Below are 12532 nucleotides of genomic sequence, written 5' to 3' on the forward strand. Positions count from 1 at the left end.
GGGACTACCCGGCGCCGAAGTACCTCCAGGGCAAGATCCCCGTCGGCCTGGACCAGGACAAGCACGACACCGTCCTCGCCACCTGGGACGCACGGGACTGAGACCCCACCACCACCGTGGGCCCGCACCTGACGGGCGCGGGCCCATGATGACGACGGGGCGGCGGGGCTAGCCCGCGTAGCCCGTCACGTCCTCCAGCGTCGCGTTGCCGCCGCAGACGACCAGCCCGATTCGCGCCTGGTCGCCCGTCTTGGCGAGGACGCGGCGGGCGGCCGGGAGGAGGCAGCCGGCCGCGGGCTCGGCCCACACCTTGGCGTGCTCGGCCAACTCCCGTACCCCGGTGTAGGCCTCGGCCTCGGGGACGACCAGCACCTCGTCGACCAGGTCGCGGACCATGGTGTAGGTCAGCGGGGACACGGTCGGCGCGCTGAGGGTGGTGATCCGCGAATCCGGGGTGATCTCGACCGGGCCGCCGTGGGCGAGCGCCTGCGACATCGCGTCCGCGCCGCTGGTCTCGACGCCCCACACCCGTACGCCCGGCCGCTTCGCGCGCAGGGCCACCGCGACGCCCGCGATCAGACCGCCGCCGCCGACGGAGACCAGGACGTCCGTCAACTCGCCCGCGTCCTCGGCGAGTTCCAGACCGACGGTGCCCTGGCCCGCGATCACGACCGGGTCCGCGAAGGGGTGGAGCAGCGTCAGGCCCTCGGTGCCGAGCCGCTCCACCAGGGCGAAGGCCTCGGCCATGGTGGGGGTCAGCCGCACGTCCGCGCCGAAGGAGCGGGCGGCCGCCACCGAGCGGGCCGGGGCGGTGCGGGGCATCACGACCGTGGCCCGCACCCCGAGGGCGGCCGACATCTCCGCGACGGCGACGCCGTGGTTGCCGCCGGACATGGCGACCACGCCGGCCGCGCGCTGCTCGTCGGTCATCGTGAGGAGCCGTGACACGGCGCCCCGCGCCTTGAACGAACCGGTGCGCTGGAGGAGTTCCAGCTTGACCGTGACCGGCACGCCGAGCAGGGCGCTCAGGCCGGGGCTGGGCAAGGTGGGGGTGTGCACCACGTGTCCGGCGATCCGTACCGCCGCGTTCTCCAACTCCTCGACACCCACCATGGCGTCCCTCCCGATCATGTCGTCCGCATCGCTCGCCAGCACCTTACGCGGACGCCCGGGCGGCTCCGGCGGGCGGCCGCCCCGCAGGGGCCCCGGGCGGAAAACGGAGTGCGGCACGCCGCACGGGCTGCGAGGCTGCGCCGATGGACCGCGAAGTGATGTCCCGGATCGCCCATGCCCGCCATCCGGTCAAGTCCCCGCTCGACGACGACTCGGTACGCGAACTCCTGGAGCAGGGCGTCCCGCACGAGGGCGCCCGCGTGCTCGACCTGGGGTGCGGCGGGGGTGAGTGGCTGGTGCGGGCGCTGGCCGCGTCCCCGGGGCTGCGCGCCGAGGGCGTCGACGTGTCCCTGGACGCCCTGGAGCAGGCGCGGGAGGCGGCGGACCGGCTGGGCGTCGGGGACCGGCTCTCCCTGCACCACGGCACGGCGGCGGACTTCCGCTCGCCGCACCCCTTCGACCTGGTGCTGAGCGTCGGGGCCACGCACGCCTTCGGCGGTCTGCTGCCCACGCTCGCGGCGGCCCGTGAGCGCCTGGCGCCGGGCGGGCGGGTGCTGATCGGGGAGGGCTTCTGGGTGGGTGAACCGTCGCCGGGGGCGTTGGAGTTGTTCGGCGACGACCTCACCGACCTGGCGACCACCCTGGACCGCGTCGCGGCCGACGGCTGGACCCCCGTGCACGGGCACGTGAGCACGCGCCGCGAACTGGACGGCTACGAGTGGTCCTGCTGGGGCTCGCTGGCCGCGTGGGCGCTGGACCACCCGGACCACCCCGACAGCGCGGAGGCACTGGAGACCTCGGCGATCCGCCGGGGCGAGTGGCTGCGGCTCTACCGGGACTGCTGGGGGTTCGTCACGCTGGTGCTGCGCCGGACGCACGCCTGACCGGGGTTCCGCCGACCCGTCGGAGGTCCGGAGAACCGGGACCGGAAATTAGTACGGACCAGACTGTGTGAAGTCGAACAGGAAGGGCATTCGGAGTTCCGGAGGTGTTGAGAATGGTTCCCCTGCTACTGGTTCTTCTGCTCGCCCTGATTCTCTTCGGTGCGGGTTTCGCGCTCAAGGCACTGTGGTGGATCGCCGTGATCGTGCTGGTCGTGTGGCTGGTCGGTTTCGTGGCGCGGCCCAAGGGAGGCAGCGCGCGCTGGTACCGCTGGTAGAGAAATGAATTCGGCCCGGGGTGGGCTGAGCACGCATAAGAGGCGTGCTCAGCCCACCCCGGGCCATTTCCGGGATCACATTGCGGAGAATGGGATCACATCGCAGGGAAAGAGAATGGGCAGCGGCGCGAAAATCGATCAATGTCCGCCGGGCGGCACGGGCCCGTGCGCGACGCTCCACGCGTGCGCGGGTCACTGCCTGCCAGGGGGAACTGGTCCCCTGCCCGGGGAACTGGTCGGCGAGGTGCGCCGACTGCACCAGGGGTTGTTGGGCGTCGCCTCAGGCAGGCGTCGCCCCTCGGACCCCCGTCACAGGGTCTGGCGGCCCGTCGGTGCGCCGTCCGGGTCGTCCGCGAGCATCACGCGGGCCACGATCCGCTTGCCCACCGGCTCGCGGTGGACGGCGAAGCTCACGCAGAGCGCCATCACGATCTCCAGGCCGTGCTGGCCCACCCGGGACGGGTCCGGTGCCAGGATCACCGGCAGGGCCGTACCGCTGTCCCACACGCTGACCTGGACCGTGCCCTCGACGGTCTCCAGGGTCAGCAGACAGGGGCCCGGAGCGTACTTGCGGGCGTTCGTGACCAGCTCGCTGACCAGCAGCTGGACCACGCCCATGGCCCGCGCCGAGACCGGCAGGCCGTGCTCCGCCTGGGCCCGGGCGAGGAAGTCGCGCGCCAGGTCCCGCGCCTCGGCGATCCCGGCGTCGTCGTCGAAGGCGGCCGCGGCCGTCAGCTCACCGCCGGCCGGAAGGGCCGTGTCGTCCTGCTCCGCCTGCTGTTCCCACTGGTTCACTCGCACTCCCACGATTCCCCCGTCGTCCATGTCGCCGCTCTCCGTGTTCCCCGTACGGCGCCTCTCACACAGGCCGAACGGAAGAACGAAGGGACGGTGGGCGCCCCGGTCCGGCCACCACCGAGGGCGCCTCATGCCGGCGCGTTGAGGCGCACGGCCATCAGGGCCACGTCGTCGCTGCCGTCCGGCGGCAGCCGGTCCAGGAGGTGCGAGCAGACCTCCTCGGGGTCGTACGAGGACTGTGCGGCGACCTCGGCGAGCGTGCGCAGCGAGTCCTCCAGGTCCTCGCGGCGGCGTTCGATCAGGCCGTCGGTGACCAGCAGGAGCAGCGAGCCCGGGGGCGCCTCGATCCGCTCCGCGGGCGGGTGGGCCAGCCCCAGGCCGAGCAGCGGACCGTGCCTGCGCAGGTAGCTCGTCGTGCCGTCGGGGGTGCGCAGCAGGGGTGGCAGGTGGCCCGCGTTGGCGATGTGGACGGTGTCCGAACCCGACTCGACCAGCGCCACGCACAGGGTGACGGTGGAGCCGGGTTCGACGCAGGTGAGCAGGTAGTCGAGGCGGTTGAGGATGGCGTCCGGCGGATGTCCTTCGACCGCGTACGCGCGCAGCGCGTGGCGGACCTGGCCCATCACCATCGCGGCGTCCAGGGAGTGCCCGGCGACGTCCCCGATGGCGACGACCAGGCCGGCGGGGGTGTTGATGGCCTCGTAGAAGTCCCCGCCGATCTCGGTGCGCTCGTTGGCGGGCAGGTAGCGCACGGCCAGGGCGGCGCGCGGCGTCTGGGGCAGCGACTCGGGGAGGAAGCCGCGCTGCAGGGTGAGGGCGAGCGCGTGCTCCTCCGTGTAGCTGCGCAGCGCCTCCAGGGCCAGGGCGCCCGCCTGGGTCAGCTGTGCGAGGAGGTCCTCGTCGTCGGCCGTCGCGACGGCCGCGCTCTCGGTGACGAGCACGACGGGAGCGCGGTCGCTCTTGGCCCGGGCGACGGAGGTGTGGAGGGCCGAGGGGTCCTTGAGGCGGATGGGCAGGCAGGCGATGTCGGGCGGGGTGGGGGGCGTCGCGGAAGCGCTCCGCGAGGCCGGGGCGGTGTGGGGGTGGACCCGTACGCCGCTGCTCGCGGTGTCCGCGGGGCCGCTGTCGTCGTGCCAGGTGTGGGCGACCAGCGGGTCGCCCTGCGGAGTGGTCAGGAGCGCGGCGACGTCGCTGCCGAAGATGGCGGTGGCGGCCGAGGCGATGACGGTGACCAGTTCATGGGCGTCGGAGGCGCTGTACATCGCCAGGGTGTAGCGGTTGAGCAGGTGGAGCCGGTTGGCGAGGTGTTCGGCGCGGCGGCGGGCGCGGGCGTAGCGGAGGGTCGCGGTGACGGTGGCCAGGAGCTCGTCGGGTGCGACGGGCTCGACCAGGTAGGCGTCGGCGCCCCGGTTGAGGCCCTGGGCGCGGTCGTTGACGGTGATCGCCGACGCCGAGATGTTGATCACGGGGACGGTAGCGGTCGCCGGGTCGCCCTTGATGTGCTCGCACACGTCGAAGCCCGTCATGTCCGGCAGTCGTACGTCGACGATGGCGATCTCCGGCAACGGGGCGCGCCCGTCGAGGAGTTCGAGCGCGCTGGTGCCGTCCTCGGCCTCGGTGACCCGGTGGCCGGCGCGGCGCAGGGTGGTGGCGAGGACGTAGCGGTTGGTGGGGGTGTCGTCGACCACCAGGATGTGGGCCGGGCTGTGGTCGGTGTCGCGGGGGCGGGTCATGCGCGTTCCTCGGCCGTGGACGGCGGCGCGGCGGTCGGGTCCGGCCTCTCGGTCGTGGACGGCGACGGGGCGGGGCGGCCGGCCGCCGCGGGGGCCGCGCCGCGCAGGGCGGTGGCGAGCCCCGCCTCGGTGAGGCGGGACTTGTTCAGGATCGCGTGTACCCCTTCGAGGCGGGAGTGGTCCACCTCGGTCCCGTCCAGTGCGGTCAGCACGATGACCGGGATGCGGGCGGTCGCCTGGTGCGCGGCCAGCAGGTGCCGGACCCGGTAGCCGTCGGGGTCGGGCATGGTGAGGTCAAGGAGGACGGCGTCGGGCCGTTCCCGTACGGCGGTGTCCAGCGCGCGGGCGCTGTCCGTCAGTACGGTGACCTCCCGGGTGAGTCCGGCGAGCAGGGGGCGCAGGGTGGCCAGGAACGCCTCGTCGTCGTCGACCACGAGGACCCGGGGCGAATCGGCGGCCCGCGGAGCGCCTTCGGCCTCCGGGGCCGTGTCCGGGGCGAGCGCGTCCGGGGCGGCCGGCCCGTCCGGCGCGGCCTCGCGCTCCGCCAGGGTGAGCAGTGCGGGGATCTCGACCGTGACGCGGGTGCCGCGCCCGACCTCGCTGTCCAGGGCGATGCTGCCGCCGAGCAGCTTGGTCAGGCTCCTGGCGTACGGGAGTCCCAGGCCGGTGCCCGAACGGCCCCGCTGGTGCGGTCCGCGCACCTGGTAGAACTCCTCGAAGACCCGCTCCAGCTCCCCGGGCGGTATGCCCACGCCCGAGTCGACGACGCGGAAGACGAAGGACGCCTTCCCGTCCCGTACGACTTCTTCGACCTCCAGTGCCACCGTGCCGCTGGAGGTGAACTTCAGGGCGTTGGACAGGACGTTGCGCAGCACCCGGGTCAGCATCACCTCGTCCGTGACCAGCGCTCCCGCCGACGTGTGGTCGGGTATCAGCAGTTCCACGCCGGGCTGCGCGGTGCCGCGGAGCATGCCGCGCAGCTGGTGCAGCAGGGCCCGCAGGTCGGTGTCGGCCGCCTGCGGCTCCAGGCGGCCCGACTCGGCCTTGGCGACGTCGAGGAGTTCGTCGACCAGGGCGAGCAGGGTGTTCCCCGACGCGTGGACGAGGGAGATCTGCTGCTTCTGCTCCTCGGACAGCGGCTCGGCGTGCGGGTCGAGGAGCAGGCGGGCGAGCGCGATGACGGAGTTGACCGGCGAGCGCAGTTCATGGCTGACGTTCGCCCAGAACCGGGTCTTGTACTCGTTGGCGAGCACCAACTGCCGGGTCTTGTCCTCCAGTTCGGCGTAGAGCGCCACCACGCCGCTGTTGGTGGCCTGGAGTTCGCCCGTGAGCTCGGTGTAGAGCGCCATGACCCCGGCGTTGGTCTCCTCCAGCTCGGCGTTGAGGCGCTGCAGTTCCTCCTTCTGGGCCTGCGACTCCTCCAGGGAGGCCAGGAGTTCGTGGTTCTGGGTGCGCAGGGCGTCGATCAGGTCGGCGGTGGACCGGGTGGGCGCCAGGGCCCGGCGGATCTCGTCGGCGAGGTCGGCGACGGGCTGTTCCGGCGCGGGGACGCGCTGGGCGAGCGCGAGGCTGCGGTCGCCGTCCTCGGTGACCGTCAGGGTGCTGTCGTCGAGGAGCCGGGTGGCGGCCGTCAGGAGGGACGCGGGCGGGCGGCGGGCGCCGCGCCAGCGCAGGTGCACGGCGATGACGGGCGTCACGGACCCTTCGAGCAGCAGCCGGGCGGTGAGCGCGTCCGCGCCGAGCAGCTGTTCGCCGGCCTCGCTGACGACGGTGGTCAGGCGTACGAGGGAGCCGTCCGCCACTCCGGCGGTCCGGCACGCGCTCTGCGTGGCGCGGCGCAGGGCGAGGACGTCACGGCCCTCCCGCAGGGTGACGGCGGTCAGTTCGTGGCCGGTCCCCCCGGCGTTCACGACGGTCCGTGCACGGCCACGAGGATCCCGGCGTCGTCCCTGCGCACCGCGGCCTGGTTGAAGATCTGGGCGGACACCAGCGCGGCGGGCCGGGTGAGCAGGCCCGGGAAGTCGGCCGGCTTCCAGCGGTCGCTGAGGCCGTCGGAGTGCATGACGAGCGCGGACCCGGGCGGGAAGGCCGCTTCGAATGTGCGCGGGCGGGGCAGCTGGGCCCCGACGATGCCGGGCATGGAGAGCAGGGTCGTACGGCTCTCGCCGTCGGTCACCAGCGCCGAGATGTTCCCGGCCCCGCACAGCGTGACCCGCTGGGCGGCCGGGTCGGCCAGCGCGACGGCGACGGCCGCGCCGCGGGTCCTGCGCAGGCCGCGGTGGACGTCTTCGAGCACGGCGGCCGGGTCGGTGGCCGTGCTGTCGCGGAAGGCCTGCCGGGCGTGGTCGGCGACCAGCGCGGCGAGGGGCCCGTGCCCGAGGCCGTCGCACATCATCAGGAGGAGCGCGTCGCCGTGGTCCGGGCCGGCCGGGCGCACCGCCCAGGTGTCGCCGCACGCCTCCTCGCCGCCGATCGGCCGCGTCAGGCCGCTGGTCTGCACGGGTCCTTCGGCGCGGGCGGCCTCGTCGGCCCAGAAGCGCGTCCAGATCACGGTGCCGCGTTCGCGCAGCGAGTGGACGCCGCTGACGTCGGCGAGCCGCTGGACGGCGCCCAGGCCGACGCCCAGGCTCCCGGCGCTCGACGTGCCGTCGCGCAGGGCGTGCGTGACGTCGGCGATGCCGGGGCCGCTGTCGAGGGAGAGGCACTCCACGGCCGCGCGTCCGCCCTGGCGCACCACGCGCAGGGCGAGCGAGCCGTCGTCGGCGTGCTTGAGGAGGTTGGTGGCGAGTTCGGTGACGCACAGCTCCACGCGCGCCACCCGGTCCTCGGCCAGGCCGATGTCGCGGGCCAGCTGGGCCGCGCGGCGGCGGGCCGCCACCGGCAGCGCGACGTCGACGCGCAGCCAGTGCACGTCGCCCGCCTCGGCCGTGTACGTACTGTTCATCGTCCCCACATCACGATCCGTACCGTCGTGCCCCGCGTCCCGGAGGTGATGTCGAACTCGTCGACGAGCCGCTTGGCCCCGCTCAGCCCCAGGCCCATGCCGGTGCCGGAGGTCCAGCCGTCGGTGAGGGCGAGATCCAGGTCGGCGATGCCGGGGCCCTCGTCCTCGAACTCGGCGTAGACGCCCGCGCGGGCACCCTCGGCGACCGTCGCGGCGCGGACCACTCCCCCACCGCCGTACACGAGCATGTTGCGGCCCAGTTCGCTGGCCGCCGTCACCAGCTTCGTCTGGTTGACCAGGGACAGGCCGCCGCGCTGGGCGAGGGTGCGCACCAGCTGCCGGGCCGTCACCACGTCCCCGCTGGTGGCCACCGGCACCGCCTCAAGGGCGGCGCCCCCGGCCCGGTAGTCCCTCATGCGCGGTCCGCGCCGATGCGCCGCAGCAGCTTGAGCCCGCGCTCGAGGTTCATCGCGGTGCGGACACCGGGGAGCGAGAGACCCAGCTCGACCAGGGTCATGGCGACCGCCGGGCGCATGCCGACGACGATGGTCTCCGCGCCGAGCATGCGGGAGATCGACGCGTTGGTGGCGAGCATCCGCCCGACGAACGAGTCGACGATCTCCAGCGCCGAGATGTCGATCACGACGCCCTTGGCGCCGGTGGCGACGATCCGCTGGGACAGGTCCTCCTGGAGGTCCAGGACCGTCTGGTCCTCCAGGTCGGTCTGGATGGAGACCAGCAGGAGTTCACCGATCTTCAGTACGGGGATCCGGTCGGTCACAGGATGCCCCGCACTTCTTCTTCCGCGTCCTGGGCGACTTCCTTCAGGGCCTGGCGCAGCGCGTCGGCGAGCGAGGCGTTGGTGGGGATGTCGCCGAACTCGATGCCGAGCGCCACGATCGTCTGGGCGATCTGCGGCCTGATCCCGGAGATGATGCACTGCGCGCCCATCATCCGCGCGGCCAGCACCGTCTTGAGCAGGTGCTGTGCGACCTGGGTGTCCACGGTCGGGACGCCGGTGATGTCGATGATCGCGTGCGTGGAGTCGGTGTCGACGAGGGTCTGGAGGAGCTTCTCCATGACGACCTGGGTGCGCGCGGAGTCCAGGGTGCCCACCAGCGGGACGCCCACGACGCCCTTCCACAACTTGACCACGGGCGTGGACAGTTCGAGCAGCTGGTCGGCCTGCGAGGAGATGATCTCCTCGCGGGTGCGGACGTACGCCTCGGTCGTCAGCAGGCCCAGGTCGTCCAGGAGCCGGGCGAACTGGAGGTAGACGCGCATGCCGTCCGCGTCCTCGGCCAGGGCCGGTTCCAGGACCTGCTTGAGGGCAAAGACGCAGCCGGCGGTCTCGGTGGGCGTGAAGCCCTGGCGCGCCCGGTTGCGGGAGAGCTCGATCAGCAGGCTGCGCGCCTCGCCGAACGCCTCGCCCCTGCCGTCGAGCCCGCCATTGGCCAGGCCCTGCAGGACGGCCTCGTACAGCTCGCCCAGTTCGCGCCGGAGTTCGTCCACGCTCAGCCGGCCCTGCAGGCTGGCGGCCACCGTGTCGGTCCACCGCGTGAGGAACTCCTCGCGCTGCGCGGTCAGTGTCTCGACGAGCAGACGCGCCTTACCGCTCTCCGTCACCACAGTTTCCCCACCAGAAGTAGAAGCATCTCAGCAGAAAAGACAATACGACACACGCACGGGACCCAGAGCCCGCGAGCGGAGCCCGTCGTGACGGACGGTCGGGCCGTGCGCCGCCGGGCCGTGTGAGGACGCGGGCGCAGGGCACCCGGGAGGCCCCGGCGGCCCGGGACGGCCGGCCGCCCGGACCCCGGAGGGGGAGCGAGTCCGATGCGCGCACTCACGTGGCACGGCAGGCGGGACGTACGGGTGGACACCGTGCCCGACCCCCGGATCGAGCGGCCCGACGACGTCGTCGTACGGATCACCTCGTCCGGCATCTGCGGTTCCGACCTGCACCTGTACGAGCTGTTCGGCCCGTACCTGGATCCCGGGGACGTCCTGGGGCACGAGCCCATGGGCATCGTCGAGGAGGTGGGCCCCCACGTCACGGAACTCGCCGTCGGCGACCGGGTCGTCATCCCCTTCAACGTCTCCTGCCGCGACTGCCACATGTGCGGCCAGGGGCTGCACTCGCAGTGCGAGACCACGCAGGTGCGCGAGCGCGGCAACGGCGCCGCACTGTTCGGCTACACGAAGCTGTACGGCCAGGTACCGGGCGGGCAAGCCGAGTTGATGCGCGTGCCGTTCGGCAACCGGCTGCCCATCAAGGTGCCCCACGGACCGCCGGACGACCGGTACGTCTACCTCTCGGACGTGCTGCCGACGGCGTGGCAGGCGGTGGAGTACGCGGCCGTGCCCCAGGGCGGCAGCGTCACCGTGCTCGGCCTGGGTCCCATCGGCGACATGGCCACCCGGATCGCCCAGCTGCGCGGGGCCGGCCTGGTCATCGGGGTGGACCTGGTCAAGGATCGCCTCTCGCGCGCCCACGCCCACGGGGTGACCTGCCTCGACGCCCGCCTCGGCGGAAAGGCACTGGGCGAGGCGGTGCGCGAGCTCACGGACGGGCGCGGGACCGACGCGGTGATCGACGCGGTCGGTACGGAGGCCCACGGCGCCCCCTTCGCCAAGGCCGCGCAGTGGCTCACCGGGCTGCTGCCCGACGGGGTGGCGCAGCCGCTGATGGAGCACGCGGGCGTGGACCGGCTCGGGGCGCTGCACACGGGCATCGACCTGGTGCGCCGCGGCGGCACGCTGTCCGTGTCCGGGGTGTACGGCGGCGCGGCGAGCCCGATGCCACTGCTGACCATGTTCGACAAGCAACTCCAGCTGCGCATGGGCCAGGCGAACGTGTGGCGCTGGGTCGACGACATCCTGCCGTTCCTCACGGACGAGGACCCGCTGGGCGTCGACTCGTTCAAGACCCATGCCATGCCCCTGGAGGACGCGCCGAAGGCGTACGCCATGTTCCAGGCCAAGGAGGACGGCATGGTCAAGACGCTCCTGAAGCCGTGACCCTGGAAGCCGTCCTGCGTCTGCTGTTCGACGTGCGCGGGGAAGTGGTGGACGTGCGCCCGCTGGTACGGGACCACCCCGCCCAACTGGCCGAGCGGCTTGCGCGATACGAGACGCGGGCCTGCCTGTCGTCCGGGGACGGGGACGGAGATGGGTGCGAGGACAGGGAAGGAGATGGGCACGAGGACGGGGACGGTGCGATGGAGCGGGACCCGGCCGACGTCGACGGCGCGTGATCGGCGGACGAAACGGGGTGTAAGGGGACGCAGGGCGGTTACCTATGCCGCATGCCACACTTCGATCTTGTCGTCATCGGTGCCGGTTCCGGGAACGCGGTCGTCGACGACCGCTTCCGTGACCAGCGCGTCGCGATCGTCTCCGAAGGGCCGTTCGGCGGGACCTGCCTCAACGCCGGGTGCATCCCCAGCAAGATGCTCGCCGCCACCGCCGAGGTCGCCGACACCGTCAGGGACAGCGGGCGCCACGACGTCCGGGCCGAGCTGGAAGGGACCGCGTGGCCCGAGGTGCGGCGCAGGGTGTTCGGGCGGCTGGACGACCAGGCGCGGGACGGGGAGCGGGGCAGGCGGGAGACTCCGTGGCTCACGGTCCACCGGGGCCGGGCCCGGTTCACCGGGGAGCGGCGCCTCGTCGTGGAGTCGGAGCGGAGCGAGGTGGAACTCACGGCGGACAGGATCGTCGTGGCGGCGGGCGGGCGCCCCGTGGTGCCCCCGCCGGTGGCGGACTCGGGGGTGCCGTACGAGACGTCCGACACCGTGATGCGCCTGGAACGGGTGCCCGCGCACCTGGTGGTCCTCGGGGGCGGGTACATCGCCGCCGAACTGGCGCGCGTGTTCCACAGCGCGGGCGCCCGGATCACCGTCGTGGAGCAGGAGGACCGGCTGCTCGCCCAGCAGGACGAGTCGGTCGCGGAGGCCTTCACCAGCAGTGTGCGCGGCCAGTGGGACCTGCGCCTCGGCCGGTCGGTGACGGACGTGGGCGGCGCCCCTGGGGACCTGGTGGTCACGCTCGACGACGGATCGGTCGTACGGGGCGACACCCTGCTCGTCGCCGCCGGGCGCAGGCCCAACAGCGACCGGCTTGACCTCGGCGCGGCGGGCATCCGCTGCGACGACTCGGGCCTGGTGGAGGTCGACGGGCAGCTGCGCACCAGCGCGCCCGGCGTCTGGGCACTGGGCGACATCACCGACGGCGGGCCGCAGCTCAAGCACGTGGCCAACCGGCAGGCCGCCGTGGTGGCCCACAACCTCCTCGACCCGGACCGGCCGCGGACCATGGACTACACGGCCGTGCCCGCCGCCGTGTTCACGCGTCCGCAGATCGCGCAGGTGGGCCTGACCGAGCAGCGGGCGCGCGAGCGCGGCCTGGCGTACGTCGTCGGATGGCGCCGCTACCAGGACGTGGCGTACGGCTGGGCGCTGGAGGACGAGGAGGGCTTCTGCAAGGTCCTCGTCGACCCCGCTTCGGGCCTGCTCGTCGGCGCCCACGTGCTCGGTCCCCAGGCGGCCACACTGATCCAGCCGCTGGTGCTCGCCATGGCGACCCGCATGACCGCCGAGGACCTGGCCCGTACGCCGATGTGGGTGCACCCCGCGCTCACGGAGGTGGTCGAGAACGCCCTGCTCGACGCGGTGGAGAAGGTGCGCGCGGGGTGAGGGTCGGGCGTACGTGGCGCGCGGCCGGCGCACGTGGCGCGCTTCGGGCGTACGTGACGCAGGCATCCGCGGCCATGGCGTGCCCCAGCCG

General features: G+C 73.2%; 13 protein-coding genes. 5 read left to right on the forward strand and 8 right to left on the reverse strand.

Annotated features, from left to right (window positions below; translation table 11 throughout):
* Nucleotides 1–168: 168 nt before the first annotated feature.
* Nucleotides 169–1113 (reverse strand): threonine/serine dehydratase family protein, encoded by a 945-nt coding sequence (locus ABT160_RS19880; protein ID WP_351649079.1) that lies wholly within the window; start codon nt 1111–1113, stop codon nt 169–171.
* Between the two features lie 143 nt (nt 1114–1256).
* Here ABT160_RS19880 and ABT160_RS19885 point away from each other — a divergent pair, with 143 nt between their 5' ends.
* Both ABT160_RS19885 and ABT160_RS19890 read left to right on the forward strand, forming a co-directional pair.
* Nucleotides 1257–1997, forward strand: coding sequence for an SAM-dependent methyltransferase (locus ABT160_RS19885; protein ID WP_351648985.1), 741 nt, complete (start codon nt 1257–1259; stop codon nt 1995–1997).
* Between the two features lie 113 nt (nt 1998–2110).
* A complete protein-coding gene (locus ABT160_RS19890) occupies nt 2111–2272 on the forward strand; it encodes a DUF5670 family protein (protein ID WP_093680146.1) in 162 nt (53 codons plus the stop codon).
* Nucleotides 2273–2581: 309 nt separating this feature from the next.
* On the opposite strand, the gene ABT160_RS19895 is transcribed toward ABT160_RS19890, so the two are convergent.
* The 7 genes from ABT160_RS19895 to ABT160_RS19925 form a co-directional block, all read right to left on the reverse strand.
* The gene (locus ABT160_RS19895) at nt 2582–3067 is read right to left on the reverse strand and encodes an ATP-binding protein (protein WP_502984267.1); all 486 of its coding nucleotides are present in this window, start codon (nt 3065–3067) and stop codon (nt 2582–2584) included.
* Between the two features lie 131 nt (nt 3068–3198).
* Entirely contained in the window at nt 3199–4803 is a 1605-nt protein-coding gene (locus tag ABT160_RS19900) for a SpoIIE family protein phosphatase (protein WP_351648986.1), read from the reverse strand.
* A complete protein-coding gene (locus ABT160_RS19905) occupies nt 4800–6713 on the reverse strand; it encodes a hybrid sensor histidine kinase/response regulator (protein ID WP_351648987.1) in 1914 nt (637 codons plus the stop codon). The genes ABT160_RS19900 and ABT160_RS19905 overlap by 4 nt, the downstream gene beginning before the upstream one ends.
* Nucleotides 6710–7747, reverse strand: a complete 1038-nt coding sequence (locus tag ABT160_RS19910; protein WP_351648988.1) for a SpoIIE family protein phosphatase — start codon at nt 7745–7747, stop codon at nt 6710–6712. The genes ABT160_RS19905 and ABT160_RS19910 overlap by 4 nt, the downstream gene beginning before the upstream one ends.
* The gene (locus tag ABT160_RS19915; protein ID WP_351648989.1) at nt 7744–8163 is read right to left on the reverse strand and encodes an anti-sigma regulatory factor; all 420 of its coding nucleotides are present in this window, start codon (nt 8161–8163) and stop codon (nt 7744–7746) included. The genes ABT160_RS19910 and ABT160_RS19915 overlap by 4 nt, the downstream gene beginning before the upstream one ends.
* Nucleotides 8160–8528 (reverse strand): STAS domain-containing protein, encoded by a 369-nt coding sequence (locus tag ABT160_RS19920; RefSeq protein ID WP_351648990.1) that lies wholly within the window; start codon nt 8526–8528, stop codon nt 8160–8162. Before ABT160_RS19920 ends, ABT160_RS19915 begins: the two co-directional genes overlap by 4 nt.
* On the reverse strand, nt 8525–9373 hold the full coding sequence (locus ABT160_RS19925) for an STAS domain-containing protein (protein WP_351648991.1): 849 nt from the start codon (nt 9371–9373) through the stop codon (nt 8525–8527). Before ABT160_RS19925 ends, ABT160_RS19920 begins: the two co-directional genes overlap by 4 nt.
* A gap of 210 nt (nt 9374–9583) precedes the next feature.
* Here ABT160_RS19925 and ABT160_RS19930 point away from each other — a divergent pair, with 210 nt between their 5' ends.
* From ABT160_RS19930 to ABT160_RS19940, 3 genes are read left to right on the forward strand one after another with little or no spacing between them, the layout of a single operon-like run.
* Nucleotides 9584–10768: an alcohol dehydrogenase catalytic domain-containing protein gene (locus ABT160_RS19930; RefSeq protein ID WP_351648992.1), complete on the forward strand. Its 1185-nt coding sequence runs from the start codon at nt 9584–9586 to the stop codon at nt 10766–10768.
* Nucleotides 10765–11004: a hypothetical protein gene (locus tag ABT160_RS19935; protein WP_351648993.1), complete on the forward strand. Its 240-nt coding sequence runs from the start codon at nt 10765–10767 to the stop codon at nt 11002–11004. The genes ABT160_RS19930 and ABT160_RS19935 overlap by 4 nt, the downstream gene beginning before the upstream one ends.
* A 51-nt stretch (nt 11005–11055) precedes the next feature.
* Nucleotides 11056–12441, forward strand: a complete 1386-nt coding sequence (locus ABT160_RS19940) for a mycothione reductase (protein WP_351648994.1) — start codon at nt 11056–11058, stop codon at nt 12439–12441.
* The last annotated feature ends 91 nt before the right edge of the window (nt 12442–12532 follow it).

The organism is Streptomyces sp. NPDC001941 (assembly GCF_040296945.1).
GTDB lineage: Bacteria > Actinomycetota > Actinomycetes > Streptomycetales > Streptomycetaceae > Streptomyces.

Excerpts from the sequence above, each read along its gene's own strand:
- ABT160_RS19915 (WP_351648989.1), bottom strand. The coding sequence starts at position 8,163 with ATGAGGGACTACCGGGCCGGGGGCGCCGCCCTTGAGGCGGTGCCGGTG.
- ABT160_RS19890 (WP_093680146.1), top strand. The coding sequence starts at position 2,111 with ATGGTTCCCCTGCTACTGGTTCTTCTGCTCGCCCTGATTCTCTTCGGT.
- ABT160_RS19910 (WP_351648988.1), bottom strand. The coding sequence starts at position 7,747 with ATGAACAGTACGTACACGGCCGAGGCGGGCGACGTGCACTGGCTGCGC.
- ABT160_RS19940 (WP_351648994.1), top strand. The coding sequence starts at position 11,056 with ATGCCACACTTCGATCTTGTCGTCATCGGTGCCGGTTCCGGGAACGCG.
- ABT160_RS19900 (WP_351648986.1), bottom strand. The coding sequence starts at position 4,803 with ATGACCCGCCCCCGCGACACCGACCACAGCCCGGCCCACATCCTGGTG.
- ABT160_RS19880 (WP_351649079.1), bottom strand. The coding sequence starts at position 1,113 with ATGGTGGGTGTCGAGGAGTTGGAGAACGCGGCGGTACGGATCGCCGGA.
- ABT160_RS19885 (WP_351648985.1), top strand. The coding sequence starts at position 1,257 with ATGGACCGCGAAGTGATGTCCCGGATCGCCCATGCCCGCCATCCGGTC.
- ABT160_RS19930 (WP_351648992.1), top strand. The coding sequence starts at position 9,584 with ATGCGCGCACTCACGTGGCACGGCAGGCGGGACGTACGGGTGGACACC.